The organism is Leucobacter sp. USCH14, assembly GCF_037619215.1.
Taxonomy (GTDB): domain Bacteria; phylum Actinomycetota; class Actinomycetes; order Actinomycetales; family Microbacteriaceae; genus Leucobacter.
Genome location: NZ_JAQPZP010000007.1, coordinates 94,456 through 121,138, shown reverse-complemented (window position 1 = coordinate 121,138; position 26,683 = coordinate 94,456). Strand labels below are relative to the sequence as shown.

Genomic DNA, 26,683 nt, shown 5'->3' with positions numbered 1-26,683 from the left:
CGTAACCTGCGCCGCGTGCATCGTTCCCCGTGAGAAACTGGGGCGCATGAGCGATGTCGAACTTGCCGAAGTAGAGAGCTTCTCCCTGGACCACACGAAGGTGCTGGCCCCGTACGTGCGCCTCATCGGCGTGGAGCGCGGCCCCAAGGGCGACGCGATCTCGAACTTCGACATCCGCCTGGTGCAGCCGAACGAGGCGGAGATTCCGACCGCCGGTCTGCACACCATCGAGCACACCCTCGCCGCGCTGCTGCGCACCCGCTTCGAGGGGCTCATCGACATCTCGCCGTTCGGCTGCCGCACGGGGTTCCACCTCATCGCGTGGGGCGAGCCGACGGTCGAGACGGTCGCCGAGGCGATCAAGAGCTCGCTCACCGACCTGGCCGAGCGCATCACTTGGAGCGACGTGCCCGGCACGGAGGCGGTGAGCTGCGGCAACTACCGCGATCACAGCCTGCACTCGGCCCGGGAGTGGGCGAAGGTCGTGCTCGCTCAGGGCATCAGCCTCGACGCGTTCGACCGCTCGCGCATCGCGTAGTCGTCGATCAGGCCGGGGAGCTCGCTCATGCTCGAGAACACGAGCGAAGCTCCGGCGCCGCGCAGCGCATCGCGGTGGGTGCTCACCGGGCTTCCCGGTGAGAACCCGAAGACGGTCGCACCCGCCGCGATTCCGGCGGTGACCCCGGCGACCGTGTCCTCGACCACGAGTGCCGTGGCCGGGTCGACCCCGAGCGCCGCCGCGGCCGCGAGGTAGACGTCGGGAGCGGGCTTGCTGTGCGCCTGCTCCATGCCGCTGAACACTCGGTCGCCGAACCAGCGCCCGAGCCGCGTGACCTCGAGCTGCATGGTGATCTTCACGCGATCCGCACCCGAGGCGAGGGCGATGCGCTCGCCGAAGCGCTCGGTGATCGCGGTGAGCATCTCGTCCGCGCCGGCGACGGGGCGCACGCTGACGCGCAGTGCGTCATCCCGGCGCACGTGGAACTCGTGAATCCAGGCATCGGTGATGCGGAAGCCGGTGTTCGCCAGGATCACCTCCCACTCGTCGACGAGGGCGCGGCCGATGAAGGTGCGCACGGTCTCCTCGTACGAGATCTCCCACCCCAGCTCGCGCAGCATCTCGGCGAGCAGCCCGATGGTGATCGTCTCGGAGTCGACGAGCACGCCGTCGCAGTCGAAGAGCACCGCCGAGAACGGCGATTGCGCGGTCGGCAGCAGCACGCTCACGACACCAGCACGTCGAGGGCCGCCGTGAGCGCGGCGTCGACCGCGGTGACGACGATCTCGCGATATGGATCGTACTCGCCCATATCGGTGTCGTCGGCGGCAAGCGGGTTGCCGTCGATGGCGAACACGCCGCCCGCCTCGATGCCGTGCAGCGCGGCGATGACGAACAGGGTCGCCGCCTCCATCTCGACGGCGGCGACTCCCGCGCGCTGCCACAGTGCCAGGTCGACGCCGGTGATGACGTCGCTCGGGTAGAACATGTCGCCGGTGAGCACGATGCCGCTGTGCACGTCGAGCCCCGACCGATTCGCCGCTTCCCGGAGCGCCACGGTCAGCTCGGGGGTCGTGACCGCCGGGAACTCGGTCGGCACGAGCTGGTGACTCACGCCGTCGGCGCGAACCGCGCCGGTCGCGACAACCACGGCGCCGTCGACGATGCCGGGCTGCATGCCGCCCGCGGTGCCCGACCGGATGATGCGCGTCACCCCGCCGCGGGCGAGCTCCTCGAAGCACACCGCGGCTCCCGCTCCCCCGACGCCGTGCGATGCGACCGTCACGGGAACGCCCTTCCAGGTGCCCGCGTACACGTGGTACTCGCGGTTCACGGCGAGCTGCCGCACGTCGTCGAGGCGTTCGGCGACGCGTGCGGCGCGTGCGGGGTCGCCGACGACGAGTGCGCGATCGGCGAGGTCGGAGACGCGGGCGCGCAGCAGGGGCAGTTCGGCATCGGCGGGGAGTCGGACGGGCATGTGTGGCCTTTCGGTGTGTCGGGAATGGAATGCGGTGAGGGCGCGCGTGCGCTCAGGCGTCTCGCGCGGCGGCGCTCAGGCGTTCGCGGGCTTCCGCGGCCCGCTGCCGAATCGCATCGGCGTCGAGGGTCAGGTGCTCGCCTTCGGCGTAGACGTGCCGGCCGCCGATGAAGACGTGGCGTACGTCGGCCCCGGTCGCTGCGAATCCGAGGTGCGAGACGAGCGCCGAGGTGTCGAAGGGAATCGCGGCGGATCCCGTGACGTCGAGCGCGATCACGTCGGCGAGGCGCCCGACCTCGAGCGCCCCGGTCTCGGGGAAGCCGATCGCTTCGGCCCCGCGCCGCGTCGCGATGTCGAGCACGTCGGCGGCCCGCACGATCGCCGCGTCGCGATGCGCGCCGCGGTGCAGGATGGTGCCGGTCTTGATCTCCTCGAAGAGATCGAGCGTGTTGTTGCTCGCAACGGAGTCCGTGCCGAGCGAGATGCGCAGCCCCGCGGCCTCCCACTCCGGCAGCCGGGCGATGCCGTTGCCGAGCTTCAGGTTCGAGACGGGGTTGTGGCTCACGGCGGTTCCGGTGCGCGCGAACAGCGCGATCTCGTCGTCGGTGAGATGCACGCAGTGCGCGGCGAGCACGTCGGCCTCGAAGAGCCCGAGGGAGTCGAGGTGGGCAGCCGGGGTCGCCCCGTAGCGCTCCTCGATCTGCGCGACCTCGGCTTCGGATTCGGAGATGTGGGTGTGAATGGGGATGCCGAGGCGCATGGCCCGCTGAGCGATGTCGCGCAGGAACTCGGGCGGGCAGGTGTAGGGCGCGTGGGGGCCGTACGCGATCCGCACCTGCGCGTCGCCCGCGTACTGGGCGGCCAGCGCTTCCGTCTGATCGGTGGCGTCCGCGCCGTTCCACGGAGACACTCCGGGGAAGCCGACGGCGTCGGGGGCGAACGAGGCGAGCGCCACGAGGGCGCGCATGCCCGAGGAGCGCACGAGTTCGATGAGCTCCGAGTCCCAGTGGTACATGTCGGCGAAGGCGGTGGTGCCGGTCTCGATCATCTCGACCATCGCGAGTTGCAGACCGACCGCGACGTCGTCGTGGGTGAGGTGCTGCTCGAGCGCCTGCACCGCCGCCAGCCACGGCATGAAGCCCTCGTCGTCGGAGACCCCGCGGAGCAGCGTCATCGCCGAGTGCGTGTGGCCGTTGACGAGCCCCGGCATGAGCACCTGCCCCGCGAGCTCGTGCACGACGCGGTCGCTCGCCGACTCGGCATCGGGGCGGGCGGATCCCGCATAGGTGATGAGCCCCGAGCCGTCGAAGGCGAGCTCGGCGTCGACGATCGTCCCCTCAGGGGTCAGCATGGCGTCGGCGCGCAGCACGGTTTCGTAGTCGCTCATCGGCAGCTCCGTTCTCGAGTCAGGGGTGTGGTGACGTTCACCAGCCCGGGGTGGCCAGCATGCCGCCGTCGACGGCCAGATCCTGCCCGGTGATGAAGGCCGCGGCGGGCGACGCGAGCAGCACGCAGGCGCCTCCGATATCGGCGGGGGTGGCGAGACGCCCGAGCGGGGCGCGGCTCGTCCAGCTCTCCACGCCCTCGGGCCACGCCTCCGCCAGGCCGGGCCGGTCGACGAGCCCCGGCGAGACGGTGTTGACGCGGATCCCGAGCGGCCCGAGCTCCAGCGCCGCGGCACGGGCGTGCATCACGAGACCGGCCTTCGCCGCGGCGTAGTGCGCGTGCGCGGGGCTCGGCCGATGCGCCTCGACGGAGGCGATGTGCGTGATCCAGCGACTCGCGCCGCGGTCGCCGCCGCGCATCATCACCGCTGCCGCGGCCTGCGAGAGCTCGAACACCGCGCCGAGGTTCGTGCCGAGCACCTCGTCCCACTCCGCACGGGTCGTCTCTGCGAGCGTCGCGACCGGCTGCACGCCGGCGTTGTTCACGAGCCCGTCGATTCCGCCGAGTGCCGATACCGCGTCATCGATCAGTGCGGGCGCGGCGCCCGGCAGCGCGAGGTCGGCGCGCAGCGTCTCGGCCTCCGCACCCGCTTCGCGCAGCTCTCGCGCGAGGGCCCCGACGGCGTCGCTCGATGCGCGGCTCGCACCCCGGTAGTGCAGGGCGAGACGCGCTCCTGCGGCGGCGAAGGCGCGGGCGATGCCGCCGCCGAGGCCGCCGGATGCTCCCGTGATCAGCACTCGCTGCCCTGCGAGGTCGGGAAGACCGCGGGATTCCGTCGTCGCCGTCGTCGTGCGTGCGGACATCCGCTCAGCCTCCCATCCGCCGCTGCCGCGACGAGTAATCGCGCAGAGCGCGCAGCAGATCCACCTCGCGCAGATCGGGGTAGAGCGCCTCGACGAAGTAGAACTCCGAGTGCGCCGACTGCCAGATCATGAAATCGGAGAGCCGCTGCTCCCCCGAGGTGCGGATCACGAGATCCGGATCGGCCTGCCCCCGCGTCCACAGGTGCTCGCCGATGAGCTCGGGGGTCAACCGCTCCGCGAGCGTGTCGATGGTGCCGCCGGCTGCTTGGTGCTCGGCGATGACGCTGTGCATCGCCGCGGTGATCTCACTGCGGCCGCCGTAGCCGACGGCGAGGTTGATGTGCAGGCCCTCGCGATCCGCCGTCGTCTGCTCCGCCGCCCGCAGCGCATCGGTGAGCTCGGGAGACAGGCCGTCGCAGGTGCCGACGTGCTTCACGCGCCAGCCCGGGTGCTCGGCCAGCAGGCCCGCGAGCTCGGCGATGATGCCGAAGAGGTCGTCGAGCTCCTGGCGATCCCGCGCACCGAGGTTGTCGGCCGAGAGCAGGTAGAGCGTGACCGTGCCCACGCCGGCCTCTTCGCACCAGCCGAGAAACTCCGGGATCTTGCGCGCACCGGCGCGATGCCCGAAGGCGGCGCGCTCCTGCAGCCGCTGCTTCGCCCAGCGTCGGTTGCCGTCGACGATCACGGCGATGTGCTGCGGCACCTGCCGCGGATCGATCTCGCGTCGCAGGCGTCGCTGGTACAGCCGGTAGAGCAGACCGGCCCGCGGATTCGACGGCTGGGCACTCACGTTCCGAGTGTACCGGCTCGACCCGACGCATGCCCGGCGCGCGGCATCGGAACCGTAGACTCGGAGGCATGACGTCGCAGAGCCCGCGCTCATCGGAGAGGCCGCTGCCCGAGCCCGATCGCCTCTCCCTTCCGCTCCTCGACGACGCCATCGATCACTCGCACGATCAACCCGGGTCGGTCGAGGCGAAGCCGAAGTGGCGCGGCTGGATCCACGCGGGCACGTTCCCCATCACGATCGCGGCCGGAATCGTGCTCATCACCCTCGCTCACGGCGCGGTCGCGAAGTGGGCCTCGGTCGTCTACATGCTCTCGAGCATGCTGCTCTTCGGCGTCTCGGCGCTGTACCACCGCTTCAACTGGAAGCCGAGCACGAAGCAGGTCTTCAGACGACTCGACCACGCCAACATCTTCGTGCTGATCGCCGGAACCTACACCCCGATCGCGCTGCTCGCGCTCCCCCTCGACAAGGGCGTACTGCTGCTCGCGCTCGTGTGGGGCGGAGCGCTGCTCGGCATCGGCTTCCGCGTGTTCTGGATCGGAGCCCCGCGCTGGCTGTACGTGCCGCTCTACGTGCTGCTCGGCTGGGCGGCGATGATGTACATCGTCGACATCGCGAATGCGAACTTCGCGGCGATGGTGCTCGTGGTGGTCGGTGGCCTCCTCTACACGCTCGGGTCCGTCATCTACGGCACCAAGCGGCCGAACCCCGTTCCCGGCGTCTTCGGGTTCCACGAGATCTTCCACGCGCTCACCGTCATCGCGTTCCTCTGCCACTGGACGGCGGCGCTGCTGCTCGCACTCGACCCGGTCTTCCTGCGCTAGGGCGACCGGGTGCGCGCGGCCCTGCGCTGCCCTGCGCCGGCTACCGGCCCAGTGCCCGCTCGATGCGGTCGAGCACCTCGACCTCGGGGCGCGATCCGTCCACGGCGAACCCCGACTCGTCGGCGTCGAGCGGCTCGAGGGTCGCGAGCTGGGAGTCGATGAGCACCGACGGCATGAAGTGCCCGGATCGGCCCTGCACCCGCTCGATCAGCACCTCGCGGGGCACCTGCAGCTGCACGAACCGGAGGGCGGCGGTGCTCCCCGCGCGCAGACGGTCGCGGTACACGCGGCGCAGCGCCGAGCACGCGACGACGAGGTCGGAGCCGCCGGCGGTCTCCTGAGTGATGCGCGCGCCGATCGTCTCGAGCCAGGGCCAGCGATCCTCATCGGTGAGGGGCACGCCTGCACGCATTTGCTCGATCGCCGCGGGCGCGTGCAGATCATCGGCGTCGATGTACCGTGCCCCGAGTTCTGCGGCGAGCGTCGCCGCGATCGTGCTCTTGCCCGAACCGGAGGCGCCCATCACGATGATCGCCCGCCCGATTGCGGGGGTCGGCGTACCGGATGAGTGCTCGGTGCGATCGCGGTCCATGCGTTTCAGTGTGCCATGCCCCTGAGACGTCCCACCGAGACTCGATTCCGTCACCGCAATCCGAAGCGCTGCGCCATCGTCGTCGTGCAGCGGTGGAGCATCTCCTCACCATAGGCCGAGAGGTCGCTTCCCAGCTGCCCGAAGACCTCGGCGCTGATGATGCCGACCAGCGCCGTCCAGGATTCGAGCGCATCTGCGGCGAAGCCGGGTGCGGCGGCGGCCTCGGACGCGAGGTACCGATCGGTGTCGTCGGTCAGCTCCTCGATTCCCCCGCTGAGCTCGGCGGCGAGCCCCGCACTGACGGGAGGGCGCTCGCGATGACGCACGGCAGCGTCCCCCGCTGCCAGCACGCCCAGGAACTGCACCATCACCCGGGTGCCGACCGGAGTCGTCTGCGCTGCGGGCGCCTGGTACCCGGGCACGGGCGAACCGTAGAGCAGCGCCCACGACTCGGGGTGGGCGACGGCCCATTCCCGCATGCCGCACGCGAGCTGCCGCAGGCGCTGCGCGGGGGCCTCGGTCGCCGACACCCCAGCCGCCACCGCGTCCGCGAGTTCGGTGTAGGCATCGACCACGAGCAGCGTAAGCAGCGCATCGCGATTCGCCACGTGCCGATAGATCGCCGAAGATGCGACTCCGAGGCCCCGAGCGATCTCCCGCACGGAGAGGCCCGCGGCGCCGACCTCGGCGAGCTGGGCTCTGCCCAGGCGCAGGATCCCCGCGCGCATCTGCGCGCGGGCCTCCGCGTGCGTTCGTCTCGGGCGCTCCATGCGTTCAGTGTGCCAGGCTCGATCGACCTCCGCAATTCAGAGATCAGTGCTCTTGATTTCTCCGAGGACGCGGAATACAGTGAGGTCGAACAACTTAGTGAGCACTGATCACAGAATGGACGACCCATGCGCTATCTCATCACCGGAGCCGGTCAGATCGGCCGACAGCTGGCCCTCGACCTCTCGGAGGCGGGCTGCACCGTCATCGTGCTGCGCCGCGACAGCGCGCCCGTAGCGGGCGCGCACGTGCGCACCGGCGACGCCGGCGATCGCGACGACCTGCGCGCCGCCGCACTCGGCGCCGACGCGATCTTCCACTGCATTCACGCGGCGTACTCCGCTCCGGTCTGGCGCCGGGAGCTGCCGCACCGCGAGCAGGCGGTGATGGACATGGCGGCCGAGCTCGACATCCCCGTGATCTTCCCCGAGTCGGTGTACGCCTACGGACGCGGGGCGCGCTCGGTCGGCGAGCAGTCCCCCCTCGCGCCGGTGTCGCCCCTGGGTGAGGTGCGCGCAGCGCTGCTCGAGGCCCGCGCCGCGCACCCGGCCCGCACGGCATCGGTGATCGCCTCGGACCTCATCGGCCTGACCGCGGTGGCTCAGACCTCGGTCGTGCTCGGCATGATCTTCACCCCGGTGGCGGCCGGGCGCACCGCGTGGCTGCTCGGCGATCCGGACGCCCCGCACGCGGTCACCGCGATTCCCGATCTGTGCCGCGCAATGATCGCTTCGGTTCCGCTGGCGGCGCCGAACGACACCCGACTCATCGCCCCGACGCCTCCGGCTCGGTCGCAGCGGAAGATGGCGGGCGACGCCGCAGCGGCACTCGGTCTTCCGCCGGGCCGCGTGCTGCGGATCCCTCCCGCACTCCTCGCGATCGCGGGCGCGGGGTCGCCGATGATGCGAGAGATGTTCCACCAGCGATACCTGTGGGAGTCGCCGAGCGAGCTCGTCCCCGGTCGCCTCACCGCCGATCTCGGGCTCGAGGCGACACCCTGGGAGCAGACCCTCAGTGCGTGGGCCGAGCCCCGAGCGTCTCAAGCACGGCGGCGCCGTACCGCTCGAGCTTGACCTGCCCGATGCCCGAGATCGCGAGCAGCTCCTCGTCGGTCTTCGGCTCGTGCACGGCGAGGGCCGCGAGGGTCGCGTCGCCGAAGACGACGTACCCCGGCACGCCCTGGGAGCGCGCCTCACCGGCCCGCCATGCGCGTAGACGTTCGAAGGTCTCGGCCTGATCCGGCGTCAGGTCGGCCGCAGCCGCCGAGCGCTTCTCGCCGCTGCGGCCCGGTGCCCCGCGCGTCGCACGCCCACGGCCGGCGGATGCGCGCGTCACGACCTCCTCGCGCATCATCACCGTCTCCTCGCCGCGCAGCACCGGCTTCGCCGCCTCCGTCGGGGCGAGCACCCCCCACTCGCCCTGGGCTTCGAGCAGGCCGGCGGCGAGCAGATGCCGCACCACGCCGCGCCACTGCGCGACCGACCACTCCGTGCCGATGCCCCAGGTCGAGAGCTCGTCGAGCCGCATCTGCGTCGCACGCTCGGAGGCGACCCCCCGCAAGACGTCGATGTGCTGCCCGGCCGCGTAGGTGCGATGCCGCTCCTTCTGCGTGCGGATGACGGTCGACAGCAGCATCTGCGACGGGATCGTGGCGTCCCACAGCTTCGGCGGCGCGAGGCAGACGTCGCAGTTGCCGCATGACTCGGCTCGATCCTCGCCGAAGTAGCGCAGCAGGAACACGCGTCGGCACAGCACCCCCTCGCACAGCGCGAGCATGGAGTTGAGGTGCCGCGTCTGGTTCGCGCGCGTCGCCTGGTCGCCGTCACCCGACTCGATCATCTGCCGCTGCTGCACCACGTCTTGCAACCCGTAGGCGAGCCACGCCTCGGAGGGGAGCCCGTCGCGGCCGGCGCGACCGGTCTCCTGGTAGTAGCCCTCGACCGACTTCGGCAGATCGATGTGCGCCACGAACCGCACGTCGGGCTTGTCGATGCCCATGCCGAACGCGATGGTCGCCACCACCACGACCCCGTCTTCGCGGAGGAATCGCGTCTGCGCGTCGAGACGCACGTGCGCGGGGAGCCCGGCATGGTACGCAACAGCGTCGACCCCCGCGTCGCGCAGCGCGGCCGCAGTCTGCTCGACCCGCTTGCGGCTGAGCGCGTACACGATGCCAGCCTCGCCGGCGTGCTCACGGCTCACGAAGGAGATCAGTTGCGCCCGCGCATTCTGCTTCGACTCGATGCGGTAGCGGATGTTCGGTCGGTCGAAGCTCGACACGAAGTGCCGCGCGCGCTGCAGGTGCAGGCGTTCGGTGATCTCGCGGTGCGTCTCGGGCGTCGCGGTCGCGGTGAGGGCGATGCGCGGAACGTCGGGCCAGCGCTCGGCGAGCGCGCCGAGCCGGAGGTAGTCGGGCCTGAAGTCGTGCCCCCACTGGGAGACGCAGTGGGCCTCGTCGATGGCGAAGAGTGCGATGCGCCCCTGCGCGAGCAGGTCGACGGTGCCCGGCGCCGACAGCCGCTCGGGGGCGAGGTAGAGCACATCGAGCTGCCCGTCGCGGTAGGCCTGCTCGACGGCCCGGCGATCCTCGATCGACATCGCGGCGTTGAGCGCGGCCGCGCGCACCCCGACGAGCTGCAGCGCGGCCACCTGGTCGTGCATCAGGGCCACGAGCGGCGAGAGCACGATGCCGGTGCCCTCGCGCACGAGCGAGGGGATCTGGTAGCAGATGGATTTGCCGCCGCCGGTCGGCATGAGCACGACGGCGTCACCGCCGCCGATCACCTGCCGGATGATCTCCTCCTGCTCGCCGCGGAACGCGTCGTACCCGAACACCTCGGAGAGCACCTCGCGCGGATCGCGACCCACGTGCGGGCCCGGGGCGCTCGAGCCGGCTCGCGGCGAGGCGGCAGGCGAGGCTGCCGACGAGGGGACGGGCCCGCGGTCTGCAGCCGCATGCTCTGGCACGGGGGCCACAGCGTCGGGCGGCGGGGCGCCCCAGGCCTCCCCTGGCCAGCGCTCGTCATAGCTGAAGTCGAAGTCGGCGCTCTGCTCGTACTGCCCGGATCGCTCGTACTGCCCGGATCGCTCGTACTGCTCGTGTCGCTCCTGCGACGCCCGGCCGCCCGTCACAGCCTCAGCTCCGCGGCTCGGAACGCGGTTCGCCGTCGAGTTCGGGGCCCGGCTCGGAGCCCGGCTCGGAGAGGGGGCCGGACGACTGCTGCGGATCCTGCACTGCGGTACCGAGCGCACCGTTCTGCTCCGCGATCTCCTGCTCGATCTGCTCGCGCACCTCCGCACGGTAGCTGTTGCGCCGCAGGCGCCGCACCAGGTTGAACCCGAGCAGGATGATGCCGATGCCGAGTGCCGCGAAGGCGATGAACCCGGCGACTCCGGGGCTCACGATATCGGGGTCGAACTCCGCCTCCTTGGCGGCGCGCACCGCCCGGGTCAGCAGGGTCGGCACGCTCAGCAGGCTCATGCGCCCTCCTCGATTCCCTGGAACAGATCGGCTTCGAACTCGCTCGTCGCGACTCGGGACGCGGCGAGCCGGTAGTCCTCGAACGGCCAGGCCTCGCGCTGCAGCTCGTTCGGCCAGAAGAAGAAGGTGCTGTCGGGCGGCACCTGGCTGGCGTGCGCGCGCAGCGCCTCATCGCGCCGCTCGAAGAAGCGCCCCACATCGATGCTCGCGGTGCCGACGTACGGGCGACGCGTCATCCACTCGCGAATCTCGGTGAACTGCTCGATGATGGGCGACGTCGGGTCGTTGTCGGTGAGCCACTGATAGATCGTGTTGACGCGCTTCGCGTTGAAGATCTCTTCGTAGTAGAGCTTCGACATCTCCCACGGCTCGCCCGCTTCGGGGTAGGCGTCGGGGTCGCCCGAGCGCTCCCAGGCGATGCGGCTGATGTCGTGGCAGCGGATGTGATCGGGGTGGGGGTACCCGCCCTGCTCGTTGTAGGTGATCATGACGTGCGGGCGGAACTCGCGCACGATGCGCACCAGCGCCTCCGCCGAGACGTCGGCCGGGATACCGGCGAAGGAGGTCTCCGGCACGATCTCGCCCTCGTCGGGGAGCCCGGAGTCCTGATACCCCAGCCATCGGTGCTGGAAGCCGATGATCTCGCGCGCCCGAGCCATCTCGTCGCGGCGCAGGCCCGGCAGGTCGCGTCGACTCTTCGGATCGCGCGAGACGAGCTCGTTGAGCAGGTCGCCGCGCTCTCCCCCGGTGCAGCTCACGATCAGCACTTCGGCGCCGGCATCCACGTAGTGCGCGTAGGTGGCGGCGCCCTTGCTGGACTCGTCGTCGGGGTGCGCGTGCACCGCGATCAACCTGAGCGTCATGAGGGTCCTCTCACATGCTTCCCGGGAGCCTCCCGGTACTCTGGCAACTAAGGATCCAGTTTACCCAGCGCAGATCGGAGGTTGCCGTGCCGCAGGCCGACGCATCCTCAGCCTCTGCCGCGGCCGCGCAGTCCCTCGAGGATCGCTACGGCTCCGGGCGGCGCGCCAGCTTCGACCGCCGCTTCGCCTGGATCGCCGCGGGCCTCCTCGTCGCGGGAGGCATCGCGTTCCTCGTGTTCAGCGGATGGCAGCAGCCGAACCGCGTCGCCTTCCAGGACATCGGGTTCACGAAGCAGGGCGTCACGAGCCTCGACATGAAGTTCCAGGTGACCGCCGAGCCGAACACTCCGGTGGCATGCGCGGTCGAAGCGCTCAACACCTCGAAGGCGACCGTCGGGTGGAAGATCGTGGAGCTGCCCGTCACCGAGCAGCAGTCGCACACCGTCACGACGAATGTCGTGGTCACGAACCCTGCCACCGCGGCGTCGGTGCGGGACTGCTGGGTGATCGAGCGCTCGACCGCCGGCTGACGGGGCGCGGGGCTGCGGCGTTCGTCAACCCCCTCAGGGCCGATCTGACACCCGGCCCCCGCCCTGCTAGCCTGGAGCTCGCGCCCTGATGGTTCAGGGCGCTCTCTGTATCCCCGGGGCGTTCGCGCTCCGACTCCGAGACCACTCATTCTGAAACGAGGATCGTCCATGGCCGAGCCCACCCAGACCTGGCTGACCCAGGAAGCCTACGATCGGCTCAACGGCGAGCTTGAGCAGCTCTCCGGGCCGGGCCGCAAGGAGATCGCCGCGCGCATCGAGGCAGCGCGCGAGGAGGGCGACCTCAAGGAGAACGGCGGGTACCACGCCGCGAAGGATGAGCAGGGCAAGATGGAGGCCCGCATCCGCGACCTCGAGGAGCTGCTCAAGCACGTCGTCGTCGGCGAAGCGCCGCAGGCGAGCGGCGTGGTCGAGATCGGCACCGTCGTCACGGCGACGATCTTCGGCGACGAGGAGCGCTTCCTGCTCGGCAACCGCGAGCTGGCGAACGGCTCCGACCTCGACGTGTACAGCGCCGAGAGCCCGCTGGGTGCCGCCATCCTCGGCCGCAAGGTCGGCGAAGAGGTCACGTACGCGGCCCCGACCGGTAAGGAGATCGCCGTCACGATCGTCTCGGTCGAGACGTACGCCGGCTGACGCGCAACGGCAGAACTGAGGGGCGGGGCCGCGCGGGGGCCCCGCCCCTATGGGTACCTACCCGTGCCTACTCGTACATCGAGAGGTTGATCGGCCCCGTGAGCTCGGGAGCCGGGGCCCGCAGGCCCCGCGTCTGCACGAGCAGGTAGACGACGCCGACCGCGAGCCAGATGCCGCCGATGATCATCGAGATCGGGTCGAGGCTCAGCCACAGCCACACGTTGATCGCGACGCCGATGGCGGGGATCGCCACGAACGTCGCCCACGCACCGGCGGTGCGCCGCTGCAGGAAGCGGAAGAACACGAAGATCACCGACAGGTTGACGAAGGTGAAGGCGATGAACGCGCCGAAGTTGATCATCGAGGCCGCCTGGTCGAGGTCGACGAACAGCGCGGTGAGCGCGACCAGGGCGACGATCAGCACGTTGACCACCGGGATGCCGGTGCGCGGGTTCACCGTGCCGAAGAGCCGCCGCGGCAGGGCACCGTCGCGGCCCATCGCGTAGAGCAGGCGGGCGGCGCTCATCTGCTGGGTGATGCCGCAGCCGAGCACGGCCATCATGTACCCGCCGACGAAGATCGCCTGGAACGCGGCGCCGCCGATGTACTTCGCGATCTCGGGCGACGCGCCCACGATGTCGGCGAGCTGCGTCACGTCGGGGAACAGCGTCTGCATGACGTAGGTGACGGTGAGGAAGAACGCGCCGGCCACCGCGATGATGATGAAGATCGCGCGAGGGATGTCGCGTTCGGGCTTCTCCGCCTCCTCGGCGAGCGTCGAGACCGCGTCGAATCCGAGGAACGAGAGGGCGAGAATCGCCGCCCCCGCCGCGATCGCCGCGCCCTGCACATCGCTCGAGATGAACGGCCGAGCCGTGAACTCCGCCCCGTTCGCGCCGTTCACGATGTTGACCACCGTGAGCACGACGAAGACGACGGCGACGACGAGCTGAATTCCGACGAGGATCACGTTCATGCTCGCGGCGAGCTTCACCCCGACGAGATTCAGGACCGTGCAGATGCCGACGGTGAGCAGCACCCACACCCAGAAGGGCACGGACGGGATCACGGCGGTCATGTAGATCGCCGAGAGGATCGCGTTGATCATCGGCAGCAGCAGGTAGTCCAGGGTCGCGACCCAGCCGACGAGGAAGCCGAGGTGGGCGTTGATCGCCTCCTTCGCGTAGGTGTATGCGGACCCCGCGATCGGGAAGAAGCGCACCATGCGGGAGTAGCTGAACGCGGTGAAGAGCACCGCGACCATCACGACCAGGTACGCCAGCGGCACGTGCCCGGCGGTGACATCGGCCACGATCCCGAACATGTCGAAGACCGCGAGCGGCGCCATGTAGGCGAGACCGATGAAGACCAGGTGGCGCAGTTTCAGCGAGCGCTTGAGCGCTCCGTGTTCACCTGCGACCTCGTGGGCGAGACGTTCGTCGCCGACGGCGACTGCTGAATGGGATGGCATCGTTGACATCTGTCGTCCTCTGTTCGGTGTGCTGAGTGTCGGTGTGCTGGGTGCCGTGCTGAGTCAGTGCGTGTGAGCGTGAGCGCCTGCGGCTGCGGGCTCGGCGCAGGACTGCCCGGCGCCGGCCGGATCCTGCCCGTGCGCTGCGGCTGCGACGCCGCCGAGCTCACCGCGGGCGTCGTGGATCGCGGTGCCGCCGACCACCGTGAGGTCCGCCCGCTGCTGCAGCAGCTCGGCCGGTTCCATCGCGTAGAGGTCGCCCGACCAGACGACCACGTCGGCGAGCGCGCCGATCCGCAGGGCGCCGACCTCGTGCTCGCGGTGGAACGCCTCCGCGCCGCCCAGCGTGTACGCCCGGAGGGCGCGGTCGAGGTCGAGGCGCTCGCCGAGCGTCCATGCGTCGCTGCCATCGAGCCGAGCGCGGGTCATGGCGCTGTAGAGGCCGATCAGCGGATCCATCTCGCCCACCTGCCAGTCGCTCGAGAACGTCACGAGCGCGCCGGAGTCGAGCATCGACTTGAAGCGCCAGGCGCGATCCCACCGGGCCTCGCCGATGTTCTCCATCCAGGTGCCGGCCACCAGGTCGGGCGAGGCGTGCCGGGGCTGCATGGCGGCGACGACGCCGAGCTCGGCGAAGCGCGGCAGATCCTCAGGGGCCAGGCACTCGACGTGCACGATGCCGTGCCTGACGTCGTGCGGTGCGCCGCGTCGCCCGTTCGCTCGCTGCGCCGCTTCGATCGAATCGAGCGTGAGCCGGATGCCCCAGTCCCCGGTCGCGTGCGTGTGCACCTGGTAGCCGAGGCGGTCGAGCTCGATGAAGAGCTTCGTGAACTCCGTCGGCTCGAGGCTCGGGTGTCCGCGGTGCCCGGGGCGGTTGGCGTAGTCCTCGAGCATCGCGGCGGTGTGCGGTTCGATGACGTCGTCGGCGTACAGCTTGACCGGGCCGAGCGTGAAGCGCTCGTGCTGCGGCGTCTCGCGGATCGCCTCGGTGATGCGCGCCCGGAAGTCGCCGTCAGCACCCACCGGGTGGTAGATCGCGGCGGTCGTTCGGCTGGTGAGCTTGCCCTCGCGCTCGGTCCGCGCGAACAGGTCGAGTTCGGCGAGCGGCACCTGCGGCTCGACGACCGAGGTGATGCCGGATCGCGCGGCCATCTCCAGGCTGTTCGTGATCTTGCGGTACCGCCGGTCGGGCGAGTACATCGGAATGTCGCGCTGCAGCTCGGCCAGGCCCGCGATGGTCATCGCGCTCGTGTAGAAGTCCGTGACCCAGCCGGTGGGCTCGCCGGTCGCGGCGTCGATCTCGGGGTTGCCCCACGCGATGTCGCCGCCGCCGAGAATGCCGAGCTTCGCGAGCGCCGGGCGGTTCAGCCACACGGAGTGCTGGTCGTAGGTGGTGATGAAGACCGGACGGTCGGTGACGCCGACCAGGTCGTCGGCGCGGGGGCGGCGGCCCTCGACGACCGAGTACAGGGCGTTCTCGGCGCAGATCCAGTCGAGCTCGGGGTGGCTCTCGGCGAATTCGGCGATGCGGGCGCGCACCACGTCGAGGCTCTGCACCTGGTCGAGGCTGACCGCGAGGTCGTCGAAGCCGAGCAGCAGGTGGTTGTGGGTATCGGCGACGCCCGGGGTGAGGAGGCGCCCCTCCAGCTGCACCGTGCGGCGAGCGGCCGGGGCGTCGGCGGCGGGCCCGACGTAGGAGATGCGGCCGTCGGTGACGCCCAGCGCTTCGGCCCACGGCTGTGCCGGGTCGAAGGTTCGGATGCGGCCTCCGGTGAAGAGGGTGTCGACGGCCATGTCAGCTCCTACGCGTTCGGCTCGACGTCGATTCGCCGAGTTCTTTTACTCAACAGTAAATTAATTTACGCAGTTGTCAAATAACCGGTCGCCCGGTCGCTCGCCCGCGTTCTGCGAGGGGGGTCACTTCGGGAGGGTGTCGGCACCGTGCGCGGGCACGACACCCTCCGCAAGGGACCCCGCTCGCGCGAGGCGGCCGACCCGGCTGGCATACTGACAGGCATGGCCCGTCCCAGCACCCAGCAGCAGCGCCGCAAGGAGGTCGTCGACGCCGCGCTCGCGGCCGCCGCGCAGCACGGGCTCCGCAGCCTCTCGCTGACCGACGTGGCGAATCAGGCCGGGGTGACGCGAGGGGCCCTGCTCTACTACTACGACGACCTCGACGCGATCCTCGTCGAGGCGCACGCCGCGGGCATGGAGCGCGTGGGCGCCGAGCGCGCCGCGCTGGTCGCGAATGAGGTCGGCGCGCCGGCGAAGCTCGACGTCGCCATCACCGCGGGCCTTCCCACCGGGCCCGACGACGCGCTGATGAGCCTGCTCTACGAGTTCGACGTGCTCGGCGGCAAATCACCACTGCATGATGAGCTCGTGCAGCGGTTGTACCGGGAGCAGCTCGACCTCTTCCGCGGCATCCTCGCCGAGGGAGTCGCCGCAGGCGATTTCGCACTGACCGGACCGCTCGACGACATCGCCATGAACCTCGTCGCCCTCGAGGACGCCTACGGGCTGCACATCACGGGCGGCGGCAGCATCACGGTCGCCGACGCCCGGCGAGCCATCGCACTCTACGCGCAGCAGGCGGGCGCGCCGCTGCCACGCTCGCAGGACGCGCACTGACGGCGCCGAACACTCGCGGCACCGAGCGCTCCTGCGCCACGCGATGCGTGCCGCTCCTAGTAGCGCTCCACCCCGCGCTCCGCTCCGTGGGCTGCCGCCGTGGGCGGCACCGAGCGCTCCTGCGCCACGCGATGCGTGCCGCTCCTAGTAGCGCTCCACCCCGCGCTCCGCTCCGTGGGCTGCCGCCGTGGGCGGCACCGAGCGCTCCTGCGCCACGCGATGCGTGCCGCTCCTAGTAGCGCTCGCCCACCCTCACGATGTAGCCGGCGTCGCGGAGCGCCTGCGCGACGACCTCGCCGTGGTCGTGACCGCGCGTCTCGATGTGCAGCTCGAGTTCCACCTCGCTGATGGGGAGCTCGGTCGCGTGGCGGGTGTGGATCACCTCGACGACGTTCGCGTTGTGCTCGGCGACGATCGACGCCGTGCGCACCAGCTGACCGGGCACGTCGGGCAGCAGGATGCGGAGCTTCATGTAGCGCGCCGACGCCGCGAGTCCGTGGCCGATCACGCGCTGCAGCAGCAGCGGGTCGATGTTGCCGCCCGAGAGGATCACCGCGGTCGGCCCGCTGACCTGCGCCTTCCCGGCGAGCATCGCCGCGACTCCGGCGGCGCCCGCCGGCTCGACGACCATCTTGGCGCGCTCGAGCAGCACGACGATGGCCCGAGCGATGTCGTCGTCGCTCACCGTGACCACCTCGTCGACGTAGTCGCGCACGTATTCGAAGGTGCGGTCGCCGGGCCGGGCCACGGCGATGCCGTCGGCGATCGTCGGCTTGGTCGTGATCGTGACGGGCTCGCCCGCGTCGAGCGAGGCGACGAACGGCGACGCGTTCTCGGATTGCACGCCGATGATGCGCATGGGCCGGCCGTCGCGTTCGGCGCGGAGCTTCGCCGCAGCGGCGACGCCCGACACGAGACCGCCCCCGCCGATCGGCACGACGATGGTCTCGACCTCCGGCGCCGAGTCGAGGATCTCGAGCGCGACCGTGCCCTGACCGTGGATCACCGCCTCGTGGTCGAAGGGCGGGATGAAGACGGCCCCGGTCTCGGCGACGAAGCGCTGCGCGGCCGCGTTGGTCTCGTGGAACGTGGCCCCCTCGAGCACCACCTCGGCCCCGTACCCGCGCGTCGCCTGCAGCTTGGGCAGTGCGACCCCGAGGGGCGTGAAGATGGTCGCCTTGATGCCGAGCTCACGGGCGGCGAAGGCGACGCCCTGCGCGTGGTTGCCGGCCGAGGCCGCCACGACACCGCGCGCGCGCTCCTCCTGGGTGAGCTGCGTGAGGCGGTAGTAGGCTCCGCGGAGCTTGTAGGCTCCGGTGCGCTGCAGGTTCTCGCACTTCATGTAGACGGTCGGCACGTCGAGGATCTCGGCGAGGTACCGGGAGGTCTCGAGCGGGGTGCGCTGGGTCACCCGGTGCACGACCTCGAGCGCCCGCTCGAAATCCTCGAGCACCGGTGCGGGGGTCTGCTCGGTCATGAACGTCCTTCCTTGCGCCGCAGCTTGGCGACGGCTCTCGCCCGGTGGCGGGCGCGGTGCTGCAACTGATATCGGCGGTGATAGTCCGCTACGGGATCCACACCCGTCTCCCACTGCCGCTTCACGAGGGTGTTGACGATCGAGTTCGCGGCAGCGGCGAGCGGAACGGCGAACAGGGCGCCCGGGATGCCGGCGAGCAGCGTGCCCGTGGAGACGGCGAGCACGACGCCGAGCGGGTGCACGCGTACGGCGCTTCCCATGACGAGCGGCTGCAGCACGTGACCCTCGATCTGGTTGACGAGGATCACGACGCCGAGCATGAGCAGCGCCGTGACCGGTCCGTTGTACACGAGCGCGACGAAGGAGGCGAGGAGGCCGGTGCTGATGGCGCCGAGGAACGGGATGAAGGATCCGAGGAACACGAGGATCGCGATCGGAATGGCGAGGGGAACCCCGAGCACCGCGGCTCCGACGCCGATGCCGACCGCGTCGACGAAGGCGACGAAGATCTGCACGCGCACGTACTGCCCCACGGAGACCCATCCCGCGCGACCGGCGGCGTCGACCGGGGCGTGCGCGCGGGCGGGGAGGAACCCGAGCACCCAGTTCCAGATGCGCCGCCCGTCGATCAGCATGAAGATGAGGGAGAAGACGGTGAGCAGCAGCCCGGCGACGAACTGACCCGCCGACGTCGCCACCCCGAGCGCGCCGTTCCAGAGCTCCGACTGGTGCTCGTCGACCGTCCTCCAGAGCTGGTCGGTGAACGCGCCGATCTCGTTCGCCGAGATGCCGAACGTCGCCTCCGCCCAGCGGAGCATCTCCCACCACACCTCTTCGGAGCGGCTCGCCACGTCTCCGAGACCGTCGCGCAGCTGGGTGATGATCAGCGTGAGCAGCGCCCAGACGAACGCCACGAACAGCGCCAGCGCGAACACGACGCCGAGCGCCCGTGGCAGCTTCTGCCGTTCGAACCAGTGCACGACCGGCGCGAGCAGGGCGGTCAGCAGAATGGCGACGAGCACGGGGATGACGATGATCCGCACCTGCACGACGAGCCAGAGGAAGCCTGCGAGCGCGATGCCGATGAGCAGGAGCCGCCATGACCAGGCCGCTGCGACCCTCACACCGAGGGGCAACTCGTGAGACGCGTCGCCGGCGCCGGCGGCATGTCGGCTGTTCTGGGGGTCTTCCACAGGGCAATCCTAGCGACGGCGGGATTCGATGCCGCTCATACGCGGGGCTCGCGCAGCTTGCCGACCCAGCGACGCACGATGGCGTCCTTCCTCGCGGTGAACGGCGGCATGATCGTCGCGGCGAGGGTGTCGGGGCTCAGCGGTTTCGAGAGCACCGACTTCTCATGACTGAAGGTGCGGAACGAACGCTCCCCGTGGTAGGCGCCCATGCCGCTCTCCCCCACACCGCCGAAGGGCAGATCGGGCACGACGAGGTGCAGCGCCGGCACGTCGAACCCGAGCGCTCCCGAGCTGGTCTCGTGCTCCCAGCGGCGGCGCACGGCGGCGTTCTCACTGAACACGTACGCGGCGAGGGGCTTCTCCCGACCCGTCACGAACGTGAGCGCGTCGTCGAGCCCCGACACCTCGATCAGGGGCAGGATCGGCCCGAAAATCTCGTCCCGCATCACCGGAGCCGCTCGGTCGACGCCGGTGAGCAGTGTCGGTGCGATGAAGCGCTGCTCGGCGTCGTGCGCTCCGCCGAGCACGGCGTCGCCGTCGGCGAGATAGCCGACGAGACGGTCGAACTGGGCGGCATTGACGATGCGGCCGTAGTCGGGGTTCTTCTCGGGCGCGCTCCCGTACAGGTGGTGCACGGCTTCGGCGAGCAGGGGTGCGAGCTCGCGCAGCACTTCGGGCCGCCCGAGCACGTAGTCGGGCGCGACGCACGTCTGACCGGCGTTCATGAACTTGCCCCACGCGATCCGCTGCGCGGCGAGGTGGAGGGGGACGGTGCCGTCGACGTAGACGGGCGACTTGCCGCCGAGCTCGAGGGTGATCGGCGTGAGATGCTCGGCGGCGGCGCGCGCCACGATGCGACCGACGCGCGCGCTCCCCGTGTAGAAGATGTGGTCGAAGCGCTCGGCGAGCAGCGCGGTGGTCTCGGGCACGCCGCCCTCGACGACGGCCACGGCGCGGCGATCGAGCACGTCGGGCACGAGGCGCGCGATCAGGGTCGACGTCGCCGGCGCGAGTTCGCTCGGTTTGACGACGACGGCGTTGCCCGCCGCGAGGGCACCGATGACGGGCGACAGCGCGAGCATCAAAGGGTAGTTCCAGGGAGCGATCACGAGCACGACTCCGAGGGGCTCGGGCACGATCCGCGCGGAGGCGGGCTGCACCGCGAGCGGCACTCGCACCCGGCGCGGTCGCATCCAGCGAGCGAGGTGCGCGAGCGCGTGGTCGATCTCGGAGACGAGGAAGTCGATCTCGGTGAGCCTCGCCTCGGTGCCCGACTTGCCGAGATCGGAGCGCAGCGCTGCCTCGAAATCGGCTCCGCGATCCTGCAGCAGCGCCCGGAGGCGGGTCAACTGCTCGCGTCGCCATTCCTCGGGGCGGGTGATACCCCGGGAGTGGCTGTGCCGGAGACCGGCGACGAGTGTCGGAATGCGTTGCAGTGCGGTCGCAGTCATGCGGTCACACTACTCCCGGCGGCTTACCAGAAGTGCAACGCGGGAACGATGAGGAAGATGCCGACGAGCACGACCAGCACGGAGAGCCCGAAGCAGATGTTCGCGAGCACCGTCGCCCACCGCGGGCGGCCGATCGCGTCGACGTCGTCGTCCTCGTCGTCGCGGGAGGGGCCGTGCGGCGCGATCGACCCGTCGGCGAGACGTGCTGCCGGGGCGGGGGTCGCGAGGAACCGCAGCCCGAGCGAGTAGAGCGAGACGACGAAGAGCGCCGAGACGAGCGCGGCCCCGAAGACGATGAGGAAAGCCATCCAGTCGATCATCGGTCGCCCTCCTGCTGCTGGGTTCCGCGGGTCGGGATCGGCCCGTACCCGCCGGGCATGGCGTCGCCGGCCCGCTGGGCTGCGAGCGCCGCTTCACGCGCTGCCTCGCGCGCCGCCTCCTTGGCGGCTTCGTCGTCGCGCATCGCCGTCTGCGCCACCGAGTTCAGGGGAGCCGGGGCGCCGCTCTTCGACTTGGGCGCCTTCACCTTGCCCTTGCGGATGCGCACCGCGTACCCCGACTCGGCGACGTCGGGGGCGGGGATCGCGTTCGAGTGGTCGACCTTGTTGCGGCGCGAGCGCCAGAAGATGAAGAGGATGAAGGCGAAGCCCAGCACGGCGTCGATGATCACGCCGACCATTCCGGTGTGGGCGATGGCGGCGGCGATCGCCCCGACGGCCCCCGACGCGGGGAGCGTGAAGAGCCACCCGGAGGCGATGCGGCCGACGGTGCGCCAGCGCACGCTCGATCCGCGCCGGCCGAGGCCGGAGCCGATGACCGAGCCGGAGGCGACCTGGGTGGTCGAGAGCGCGAACCCGAGATGGCTGGAGGCGAGGATCGTGGCCGCGCTGCTCGTCTCGGCGGCGAAGCCCTGCGCGGGCTTCACCTGCGTCAGACCCGCGCCGAGGGTGCGGATGATGCGCCAACCGCCCGAGTAGGTGCCGATCGCGATCGCGAGCGCGCAGGCGACGACGACCCAGAGGTGCGGGCCGGTGCCGGGCTCCTGCAGGTTGGCGGCGACGAGCGTCAGCGTGATGACGCCCATGGTCTTCTGGGCGTCATTCGTGCCGTGCGCGAGGGCGATGAGCGAGGAGGAGGCGATCTGCGCGTACCGGAACCGGCCGCGGCCGTCCTTCTTCCCGTCATGACGGCGCGTGATCGCGTACGCCACCTTGGTGGCCGTGAAGGCGACGATGCCGGCGGTGAGCGGTGCGGCGACCATCGGGATGAGGATTTTGGAGAGGAAGACTTCGCCGTTGATCGCGGCGACGCCGGCACCGACGATCGCAGCTCCGATGAGGCCGCCGAACAGGGCGTGCGACGAGCTGGAGGGCAGCCCGTAGAGCCACGTCACCAGGTTCCAGACGATGGCGCCGATCAGGCCCGCGAAGATCAGCTCGGGCGTGATGAGCACGCCGTCGCCCCCTTCATTGATGAGGCCGCCCGAGATGGTCTTCGCCACCTCGGTCGAGAGGAACGCCCCCACGAGATTGAGGATCGCGGCGAGCAGCACCGCGGTCTTCGGTTTCAGCGCACCCGTCGCGATGGGCGTCGCCATCGCGTTCGCGGTGTCGTGGAAACCGTTCGTGAAGTCGAAGAAGAGGGCCAGTACGATGACCAGCAGCACGATGATGGTGAGTTCCACCGGCGTCTTTCGGTTCGGGGTCGGGGGGTCCTAACGAACACCGGCGAAGTCATCTCGCGTTCACGTTCCCGTAAACCCGCAGGGTGCCCCCGCAAGCGCCGTAATCATGGTTCCACCTCGCCCTCGGCAGGTCAAGCTGGCCCCATCCCGTTCACGCTCCGTTCACCTGGGCTCCAGATCGAGGGGGACGAGCTCGCGGCGGAGCACAGTGCCCGCGCGGCTTCTGCGAGTACGCTGGGCGCATGAGTACTGCAACGCTGAGCGAGTTCACCCCCGAGGCCGGAACGGTCACCATGTTCTCGACCGTCTGGTGCGGGTACTGCAAGCGCCTGAAGCTGATGCTCGACAAGACGGGCATCGCGTACACGGTGGTCGACATCGAGGAGACGCCCGGCACCGAGGACCTCGTGAAGTCGGTGAACGGAGGCAACGCGGTCGTGCCGACGCTCGTCTTCCCCGACGGGACGACGGCGACGAACCCGTCGCTCAAGGATGTGCAGGAGCGCCTCTCCGTCTGACCCGGAGCTCCGCCCTCCGGCGGCCCCGTCAGCCGAAGCTCCGCCGAGGCTCGACCAAGGCTCAGCCGAAGTTCAGCCGGGCCTCTTCGTAGCGCGCCTCGGGCACGGTCTTCAGGTGCCCGACGGCCTCGGCGAGCGGCACCATCGCGATGCGGTCGCCGCGAAGGCCCGCCATCGTGCCCCACTGGCCCGCCTGGGCGGCGTCGGCGGCCGCGATGCCCGTGCGGGTGGCGAGCACCCGGTCGAAGGCGGTGGGCGATCCGCCCCGCTGCACGTGCCCGAGCACGGTCGCGCGCGTCTCGATGCCCGTGTGCTGCTCGATGAGCGGCGCGAGCACCTCGGCCACTCCCCCGAGCCGCTTGCGCCCGAACCCGTCGAGCCCGTCGCGAGTCGTCTGAGCCGCGCCGCCGGCGAGACGGAATCCCTCGGCCACGACGACCAGGGACGAGCGGCCGCGATCGCGCACGCTCAGCACCCACTCGCTGATCTGCTCGATCGATTCGGGGAACTCCGGCACGAGCGTGACCTGCGCGCCGCCGGCCATGCCGGCGTGGAGCGCGATCCAGCCGGCATCGCGTCCCATCACCTCGAGCACCATGCAGCGGCGGTGCGAGTCGCCCGTGGTGCGCAGGCGGTCGATCGCCTCGGACGCGATGGATACGGCCGTGTCGAAGCCGAACGTGTAGTCGGTTCCGCTGAGGTCATTGTCGATCGTCTTCGGGAGGCCGATGGCGGGGATGCCGTGATCGGTGAGCAGCTGCGCGACGGTCTGGGTGCCGTTGCCCCCGATGAGCAGGAACGCGTCGAGGCCGTACTCCTCCACGCGATCCCGGATCGTCTGGATGTCGGCATCGTCGCCGCGCCCCGACAGGAACGGCTGCACGCGGCTCGTGCCGAGGATCACCCCGCCGAGCGGCGAGATGCCTCGCACCGCGGCGCGATCGAGCGGGATGCGGTCGTCCTCGTGGAAGCCGCGCCAGCCGTCCATGAACCCGACCATCTCGAAGCCGTGCACCTCGACGCCGCGGAGCACCGCCCCGCGGATCGCAGCGTTCATTCCGGGGCTGTCGCCCCCTGAGCACAGGACACCAATGCGCATGCGACTCCTCATTCTTCGGCGCGCGGACTACCGGTCGAGACGACCCCGTTCCACCTTAGCTTTGGCAGAATCCACTCGGATACGACTATTCTCGCCAAAATTCGATACGGAATCCGCCAGCATATCGGGGCCCGGATCTGAACCCGGACCCGAACCCGGACCTCGCCCGGCTGCGCGCGGTCAGGCGCCCTCGCGCTCGACCGCCTGAGTGAGCACGCTCACGAGGGCGAGCAGCTGCACGGAGTCCGCGTCCTCCGCCGGGGCGGCGGCGCCGTCGAGCGCGCGGGCGGCGAGGCCGGCCTTGCTGTCGATCAGCTCCGCGATCTTCGCGTCGATGGTCTGGGCGGCCACGATGCGCCAGGCGGTGACGGGCTCCTCCTGGCCGATGCGGTGCACGCGGTCGATGGCCTGCGTCTGCTCGGCGTCCGTCCAGCTGAGTTCGGCGAGCACCACGTTCGACGAGGCCTGCAGGTTCACGCCCACGCCGGCGGCGGTCAGCGAGCAGACGGCGACCGAGACCTCGGGGTCCTGGTTGAAGGCGTCGATCTGCTCCTGGCGGAAGGCGGCCGTCTGGTCGCCGCGGATCGACACCGTCTTGAGGCCGGCCTCGGCGAGCTGACGCTCGACGCGATCCATCACGTCGATGTGCTTCGCGAAGAACACGACCTTGCCGACCGAGCGCGCGAGCTGCACGGCGTAGTCGGCGGCGAGCTGCGCCTTCGCCTGACCGATCTGGCGCACCATCGTGAAGACGTTGAGTCCGTCGGCCGAGGCGTGCGACTCCTCGAGCTCCTGCGAGGCGACCATGCGGATGATGGCGGCGTCGTCGAGCTTCTCGCCGAGCTTGCCGCGCTTCACGACCCGGAAGCGATCGAGCAGCTTCTTGGCGAGCTGCGCTTCGGCCTCGCGGATGCCGCGGCCGAGTTCGTCGTCGAGCTCGACCGGCAGGTCGACGACGCGCTTCGCGGGCAGATCGGACGCGACATCGATCTTGCGGCGGCGCACGATACCCATGTCGATGACGCTCTGGCGCGCCTCGGGGTAGAACGCCGAGTCGGCCGGCGTCCAGCCGTTGTTCTCGAGCTGCGCCATGAGCTCGGGCCCCGGCTTGTCGCTCTCGGTCCAGCCGAGGAAGCGCCAGATCGCTCGGAAGTCGTCGATGTCGTTGATGAGCGGCGTGCCGGTCAGCGCGATGAGCAGCGGCGACACCCCGGGGGTGCGCTCGCGGATGCGCTCCGAGATCGCGAGCACGTTGCGGGATCGCTGCGACTGCACGTTCTTGATCATGTGCGCCTCGTCGACGACCATGCCCGCGAAGCCGAAGTCGGAGATCCAGCTGAGGTGACGATCGAGGATGTCGTAGTTGACGATGAACACGTCGGCGAAGGCGTCGACATCGTTGCCGTCGCCGTGGATCACGGTGACGCGGCGCTGCGGCGTCCACCGCTCGACCTCGCGCGCCCAGTTCATCTTCACGACGTTCGGCACGACGACGAGCAGGGGGTACGCGTCCGCCACCGAGGCCGCGAGCACCGACTGCGCGGTCTTGCCGAGGCCGGGCTCGTCGGCGAGCAGGAAGCTGCGGTGCCCGTCGCGCACGCTCGCGAGGAAACGTGCCTGATGCGGCATGAGCTCACGTCCGGCGGGGGCGAGGCGATCCGGCACCGGAGGCTCGGGCAGCTCCATGCACGCGGAACCGCCGCCGCCCTGCTCGAACGACTTGAGCAGCGGGCCGAGGAGCTCCCAGTTCGCGAGTCGCACGACCGGGGTCGGCTGCTTCGGCGGAGCGAGATCGGGCTTCAAGAACGGGTTGGCGCGCATGCGCGCCTCGATGCCGGCGGGCTCCACCTGGCGCTCGGCCAGCTCGGGGGGCACGATGGCGCGGGCGGGCTCGGGGGCCGCCTTCTCCTCCTCGGGCAGTTCGATGCCCGCCTGAGCGAGCATCTTGCGCTTCAGGAGTCGCGTGGCCTCGGTGATCGGGGCGGTCGGCTCGAGCAGGGTGATGAGGCTCGTGTCGCGGGCCGCGGTCTTCGCGAGGATCGAGGCGACGCCGTCGAGCCGCTTCAGGGTCTCGGCCCGCTCGGAGTCGCTCACCTGCTCATCGGTCTTCACCCTCGCACGCTCCTCGCGCATCAGCAGCGCGATGACGTGGAACTTGGTGCGATTGGCGGGCGTCGCCTTGCCGCGCTGCGCCGAAGCCTCGACCTCGCGGACGGCGCGCGCGAGCAGCGGGATGATGCCCTCGTTGTGCGTGTGCTTGCGGCGACCGTTCGAGCGCGACTGACCGCGCTGCGCGCCGCTCTTCGTCTGGGGCTGACGCGTGGCAGTGGTGGATGCCAATGGATCTCCTGATCGGCGAGTTGCAGTCTCGGAACGCGTACCGAGTCGCGGGCCGCTCGCGGGCTCGGAGCCTGACCTCATGCGCGGCATGG

The 26,683-nt window shown here is 70.4% G+C and carries 26 protein-coding genes; 7 read left to right on the top strand and 19 right to left on the bottom strand.

Features of this window, described 5'->3' with window-relative positions; translation table 11 throughout:
- Positions 1–46 precede the first annotated feature (46 nt).
- A complete protein-coding gene (locus tag PQI23_RS09010) occupies positions 47–538 on the top strand; it encodes an S-ribosylhomocysteine lyase (RefSeq protein WP_339973726.1) in 492 nt (163 codons plus the stop codon).
- Here PQI23_RS09010 and PQI23_RS09005 read toward each other — a convergent pair.
- Genes PQI23_RS09005 through PQI23_RS08985 form a run of 5 tightly spaced genes read right to left on the bottom strand, consistent with a single transcriptional unit; the run spans position 493 to position 5,015 of the window.
- Complete coding sequence (locus tag PQI23_RS09005; RefSeq protein ID WP_339973724.1) at positions 493–1,227, bottom strand: HAD family hydrolase; 735 nt, start codon at positions 1,225–1,227, stop codon at positions 493–495. The two genes, PQI23_RS09010 and PQI23_RS09005, sit on opposite strands and share 46 nt — an antisense overlap.
- On the bottom strand, positions 1,224–1,976 hold the full coding sequence (locus tag PQI23_RS09000) for a nucleoside phosphorylase (protein ID WP_339973722.1): 753 nt from the start codon (positions 1,974–1,976) through the stop codon (positions 1,224–1,226). The genes PQI23_RS09005 and PQI23_RS09000 overlap by 4 nt, the downstream gene beginning before the upstream one ends.
- Before the next feature lie 52 nt (positions 1,977–2,028).
- A complete protein-coding gene (locus PQI23_RS08995; RefSeq protein ID WP_339973720.1) occupies positions 2,029–3,363 on the bottom strand; it encodes an amidohydrolase in 1,335 nt (444 codons plus the stop codon).
- Between the two features lie 37 nt (positions 3,364–3,400).
- Positions 3,401–4,225 carry an SDR family NAD(P)-dependent oxidoreductase gene (locus PQI23_RS08990; RefSeq protein ID WP_339973718.1) on the bottom strand — a complete coding sequence of 275 codons (825 nt, stop codon included), beginning with the start codon at positions 4,223–4,225 and terminating at the stop codon, positions 3,401–3,403.
- 4 nt (positions 4,226–4,229) lie between these two features.
- The gene (locus PQI23_RS08985) at positions 4,230–5,015 is read right to left on the bottom strand and encodes an isoprenyl transferase (RefSeq protein ID WP_339973716.1); all 786 of its coding nucleotides are present in this window, start codon (positions 5,013–5,015) and stop codon (positions 4,230–4,232) included.
- 68 nt (positions 5,016–5,083) lie between these two features.
- Here PQI23_RS08985 and trhA point away from each other — a divergent pair, with 68 nt between their 5' ends.
- Complete coding sequence (gene trhA / locus PQI23_RS08980; protein WP_339973714.1) at positions 5,084–5,839, top strand: PAQR family membrane homeostasis protein TrhA; 756 nt, start codon at positions 5,084–5,086, stop codon at positions 5,837–5,839.
- A 40-nt stretch (positions 5,840–5,879) separates the two neighbouring features.
- Here the strand turns inward: trhA and PQI23_RS08975 are convergent, their stop codons facing one another.
- Both PQI23_RS08975 and PQI23_RS08970 read right to left on the bottom strand, forming a co-directional pair.
- The gene (locus PQI23_RS08975) at positions 5,880–6,431 is read right to left on the bottom strand and encodes a gluconokinase (protein WP_339973712.1); all 552 of its coding nucleotides are present in this window, start codon (positions 6,429–6,431) and stop codon (positions 5,880–5,882) included.
- A 50-nt stretch (positions 6,432–6,481) separates the two neighbouring features.
- On the bottom strand, positions 6,482–7,201 hold the full coding sequence (locus PQI23_RS08970; RefSeq protein WP_339973711.1) for a TetR/AcrR family transcriptional regulator: 720 nt from the start codon (positions 7,199–7,201) through the stop codon (positions 6,482–6,484).
- 126 nt (positions 7,202–7,327) lie between these two features.
- Here PQI23_RS08970 and PQI23_RS08965 point away from each other — a divergent pair, with 126 nt between their 5' ends.
- Complete coding sequence (locus tag PQI23_RS08965; RefSeq protein ID WP_339973709.1) at positions 7,328–8,272, top strand: NAD-dependent epimerase/dehydratase family protein; 945 nt, start codon at positions 7,328–7,330, stop codon at positions 8,270–8,272.
- Here the strand turns inward: PQI23_RS08965 and recQ are convergent.
- The 3 genes from recQ to mca are packed head-to-tail and all read right to left on the bottom strand — an operon-like array spanning position 8,211 to position 11,543.
- Positions 8,211–10,331 carry a DNA helicase RecQ gene (recQ, locus tag PQI23_RS08960; RefSeq protein ID WP_339973707.1) on the bottom strand — a complete coding sequence of 707 codons (2,121 nt, stop codon included), beginning with the start codon at positions 10,329–10,331 and terminating at the stop codon, positions 8,211–8,213. The genes PQI23_RS08965 and recQ overlap by 62 nt on opposite strands.
- 4 nt (positions 10,332–10,335) lie before the next feature.
- The gene (locus PQI23_RS08955) at positions 10,336–10,680 is read right to left on the bottom strand and encodes a hypothetical protein (protein WP_339973705.1); all 345 of its coding nucleotides are present in this window, start codon (positions 10,678–10,680) and stop codon (positions 10,336–10,338) included.
- Positions 10,677–11,543 (bottom strand): mycothiol conjugate amidase Mca, encoded by an 867-nt coding sequence (gene mca, locus PQI23_RS08950; RefSeq protein ID WP_339973702.1) that lies wholly within the window; start codon positions 11,541–11,543, stop codon positions 10,677–10,679. The genes PQI23_RS08955 and mca overlap by 4 nt, the downstream gene beginning before the upstream one ends.
- Before the next feature lie 86 nt (positions 11,544–11,629).
- On the opposite strand from mca, the gene PQI23_RS08945 reads away from it, so the two are divergent.
- Complete coding sequence (locus tag PQI23_RS08945; protein ID WP_339973699.1) at positions 11,630–12,073, top strand: DUF4307 domain-containing protein; 444 nt, start codon at positions 11,630–11,632, stop codon at positions 12,071–12,073.
- A 168-nt stretch (positions 12,074–12,241) separates the two neighbouring features.
- Positions 12,242–12,727 carry a transcription elongation factor GreA gene (gene greA / locus PQI23_RS08940; RefSeq protein WP_339973697.1) on the top strand — a complete coding sequence of 162 codons (486 nt, stop codon included), beginning with the start codon at positions 12,242–12,244 and terminating at the stop codon, positions 12,725–12,727.
- Between the two features lie 67 nt (positions 12,728–12,794).
- On the opposite strand, the gene PQI23_RS08935 is transcribed toward greA, so the two are convergent.
- Both PQI23_RS08935 and PQI23_RS08930 read right to left on the bottom strand, forming a co-directional pair.
- Entirely contained in the window at positions 12,795–14,198 is a 1,404-nt protein-coding gene (locus PQI23_RS08935; protein WP_339973695.1) for an APC family permease, read from the bottom strand.
- Positions 14,199–14,261: 63 nt separating this feature from the next.
- Positions 14,262–15,992: an amidohydrolase gene (locus tag PQI23_RS08930; RefSeq protein WP_339973694.1), complete on the bottom strand. Its 1,731-nt coding sequence runs from the start codon at positions 15,990–15,992 to the stop codon at positions 14,262–14,264.
- Between the two features lie 222 nt (positions 15,993–16,214).
- Here PQI23_RS08930 and PQI23_RS08925 point away from each other — a divergent pair, with 222 nt between their 5' ends.
- The gene (locus PQI23_RS08925; RefSeq protein ID WP_339973692.1) at positions 16,215–16,829 is read left to right on the top strand and encodes a TetR/AcrR family transcriptional regulator; all 615 of its coding nucleotides are present in this window, start codon (positions 16,215–16,217) and stop codon (positions 16,827–16,829) included.
- A 232-nt stretch (positions 16,830–17,061) separates the two neighbouring features.
- Here the strand turns inward: PQI23_RS08925 and ilvA are convergent, their stop codons facing one another.
- Genes ilvA through PQI23_RS08900 form a run of 5 tightly spaced genes read right to left on the bottom strand, consistent with a single transcriptional unit; the run spans position 17,062 to position 22,634 of the window.
- Positions 17,062–18,306 (bottom strand): threonine ammonia-lyase, encoded by a 1,245-nt coding sequence (ilvA, locus tag PQI23_RS08920; RefSeq protein WP_339973689.1) that lies wholly within the window; start codon positions 18,304–18,306, stop codon positions 17,062–17,064.
- Complete coding sequence (locus tag PQI23_RS08915; RefSeq protein ID WP_339973687.1) at positions 18,303–19,499, bottom strand: AI-2E family transporter; 1,197 nt, start codon at positions 19,497–19,499, stop codon at positions 18,303–18,305. The genes ilvA and PQI23_RS08915 overlap by 4 nt, the downstream gene beginning before the upstream one ends.
- Positions 19,500–19,534: 35 nt before the next feature.
- Positions 19,535–20,950 (bottom strand): aldehyde dehydrogenase family protein, encoded by a 1,416-nt coding sequence (locus tag PQI23_RS08910; protein WP_339973686.1) that lies wholly within the window; start codon positions 20,948–20,950, stop codon positions 19,535–19,537.
- Positions 20,951–20,973: 23 nt separating this feature from the next.
- Complete coding sequence (locus PQI23_RS08905) at positions 20,974–21,270, bottom strand: hypothetical protein (protein WP_339973684.1); 297 nt, start codon at positions 21,268–21,270, stop codon at positions 20,974–20,976.
- Positions 21,267–22,634 (bottom strand): inorganic phosphate transporter, encoded by a 1,368-nt coding sequence (locus tag PQI23_RS08900; RefSeq protein ID WP_339973681.1) that lies wholly within the window; start codon positions 22,632–22,634, stop codon positions 21,267–21,269. Before PQI23_RS08900 ends, PQI23_RS08905 begins: the two co-directional genes overlap by 4 nt.
- A 242-nt stretch (positions 22,635–22,876) precedes the next feature.
- Here PQI23_RS08900 and PQI23_RS08895 point away from each other — a divergent pair, with 242 nt between their 5' ends.
- A complete protein-coding gene (locus PQI23_RS08895; protein ID WP_339973679.1) occupies positions 22,877–23,152 on the top strand; it encodes a mycoredoxin in 276 nt (91 codons plus the stop codon).
- 61 nt (positions 23,153–23,213) lie between these two features.
- On the opposite strand, the gene PQI23_RS08890 is transcribed toward PQI23_RS08895, so the two are convergent.
- Both PQI23_RS08890 and PQI23_RS08885 read right to left on the bottom strand, forming a co-directional pair.
- Positions 23,214–24,251, bottom strand: a complete 1,038-nt coding sequence (locus PQI23_RS08890) for a 6-phosphofructokinase (protein ID WP_339973677.1) — start codon at positions 24,249–24,251, stop codon at positions 23,214–23,216.
- A 180-nt stretch (positions 24,252–24,431) separates the two neighbouring features.
- A complete protein-coding gene (locus tag PQI23_RS08885; RefSeq protein ID WP_339973674.1) occupies positions 24,432–26,591 on the bottom strand; it encodes a DEAD/DEAH box helicase in 2,160 nt (719 codons plus the stop codon).
- Between the last annotated feature and the right edge of the window lie 92 nt (positions 26,592–26,683).

Excerpts from the sequence above, each read along its gene's own strand:
- PQI23_RS09010 (WP_339973726.1), top strand. The coding sequence starts at position 47 with ATGAGCGATGTCGAACTTGCCGAAGTAGAGAGCTTCTCCCTGGACCAC.
- PQI23_RS09000 (WP_339973722.1), bottom strand. The coding sequence starts at position 1,976 with ATGCCCGTCCGACTCCCCGCCGATGCCGAACTGCCCCTGCTGCGCGCC.
- PQI23_RS08995 (WP_339973720.1), bottom strand. The coding sequence starts at position 3,363 with ATGAGCGACTACGAAACCGTGCTGCGCGCCGACGCCATGCTGACCCCT.
- PQI23_RS08990 (WP_339973718.1), bottom strand. The coding sequence starts at position 4,225 with ATGTCCGCACGCACGACGACGGCGACGACGGAATCCCGCGGTCTTCCC.
- trhA (WP_339973714.1), top strand. The coding sequence starts at position 5,084 with ATGACGTCGCAGAGCCCGCGCTCATCGGAGAGGCCGCTGCCCGAGCCC.
- PQI23_RS08975 (WP_339973712.1), bottom strand. The coding sequence starts at position 6,431 with ATGGACCGCGATCGCACCGAGCACTCATCCGGTACGCCGACCCCCGCA.
- PQI23_RS08970 (WP_339973711.1), bottom strand. The coding sequence starts at position 7,201 with ATGGAGCGCCCGAGACGAACGCACGCGGAGGCCCGCGCGCAGATGCGC.
- PQI23_RS08965 (WP_339973709.1), top strand. The coding sequence starts at position 7,328 with ATGCGCTATCTCATCACCGGAGCCGGTCAGATCGGCCGACAGCTGGCC.
- PQI23_RS08955 (WP_339973705.1), bottom strand. The coding sequence starts at position 10,680 with ATGAGCCTGCTGAGCGTGCCGACCCTGCTGACCCGGGCGGTGCGCGCC.
- mca (WP_339973702.1), bottom strand. The coding sequence starts at position 11,543 with ATGACGCTCAGGTTGATCGCGGTGCACGCGCACCCCGACGACGAGTCC.
- greA (WP_339973697.1), top strand. The coding sequence starts at position 12,242 with ATGGCCGAGCCCACCCAGACCTGGCTGACCCAGGAAGCCTACGATCGG.
- PQI23_RS08935 (WP_339973695.1), bottom strand. The coding sequence starts at position 14,198 with ATGCCATCCCATTCAGCAGTCGCCGTCGGCGACGAACGTCTCGCCCAC.
- PQI23_RS08930 (WP_339973694.1), bottom strand. The coding sequence starts at position 15,992 with ATGGCCGTCGACACCCTCTTCACCGGAGGCCGCATCCGAACCTTCGAC.
- PQI23_RS08925 (WP_339973692.1), top strand. The coding sequence starts at position 16,215 with ATGGCCCGTCCCAGCACCCAGCAGCAGCGCCGCAAGGAGGTCGTCGAC.
- ilvA (WP_339973689.1), bottom strand. The coding sequence starts at position 18,306 with ATGACCGAGCAGACCCCCGCACCGGTGCTCGAGGATTTCGAGCGGGCG.
- PQI23_RS08910 (WP_339973686.1), bottom strand. The coding sequence starts at position 20,950 with ATGACTGCGACCGCACTGCAACGCATTCCGACACTCGTCGCCGGTCTC.
- PQI23_RS08905 (WP_339973684.1), bottom strand. The coding sequence starts at position 21,270 with ATGATCGACTGGATGGCTTTCCTCATCGTCTTCGGGGCCGCGCTCGTC.
- PQI23_RS08895 (WP_339973679.1), top strand. The coding sequence starts at position 22,877 with ATGAGTACTGCAACGCTGAGCGAGTTCACCCCCGAGGCCGGAACGGTC.
- PQI23_RS08890 (WP_339973677.1), bottom strand. The coding sequence starts at position 24,251 with ATGCGCATTGGTGTCCTGTGCTCAGGGGGCGACAGCCCCGGAATGAAC.